The organism is Bartonella sp. MR100HLJHH (assembly GCF_042194215.1).
Lineage (GTDB): Bacteria > Pseudomonadota > Alphaproteobacteria > Rhizobiales > Rhizobiaceae > Bartonella > Bartonella grahamii.
This window is the reverse complement of the sequence record NZ_JBHIMR010000119.1, coordinates 1-527: the sequence shown is the minus strand read 5'-3', so window position 1 is coordinate 527 and position 527 is coordinate 1. Positions and strand designations below refer to the sequence as shown.

Here is a 527-nt window from a genome sequence, read left to right as displayed (position 1 = left end):
GATGCCACCATGGCAAAGTATATGACAGTTTGTGGTTTGACTTATCGTCCCCATGGTTTTCGTTCAAGCTTACGGGATTGGATAGCAGAGACAACGTCAACACCATTTGAGATTGCCGAAACTGTTCTTGCACATACAGTTGGGAGTTCAGTGACGAAAGCCTACATGCGAACGGATTTTTTAGAGCAACGGCGTGTTCTTTTAGAGCTGTGGGCTTCATTTATAACAGGATAGAATTTTTACAATTACCTCTGCAGTGTTTTTGGCTATTTTGAAGAGAAATTTGATATGTCCAATTCTGTGAAAATAACAGTTTTAAATGTGTAAAGCTATTATTGATAGTCTCCATGAGACGAGTAAAATTAAGAAATCATTTTCTAAAGAATTTCGCGCGTCTCAGAGTATGTTTAGAGTCGGATATTTGGTTTTTGTGTAAAAATACTTACTAATGCATCCATAATACGTGAAAAATCAAGCGCTAATAAGAGTATAATGAGTACAATCCATTTCGTATAACGAGACATCAC

The 527-nt window shown here is 36.8% G+C and carries 1 pseudogene; it reads left to right on the top strand.

Features of this window, described 5'->3' with window-relative positions:
* Positions 1 to 234 (top strand): annotated as a pseudogene (locus ACFIJ7_RS09855) (integrase); the annotation flags it as partial.
* Between the last annotated feature and the right edge of the window lie 293 nt (positions 235 to 527).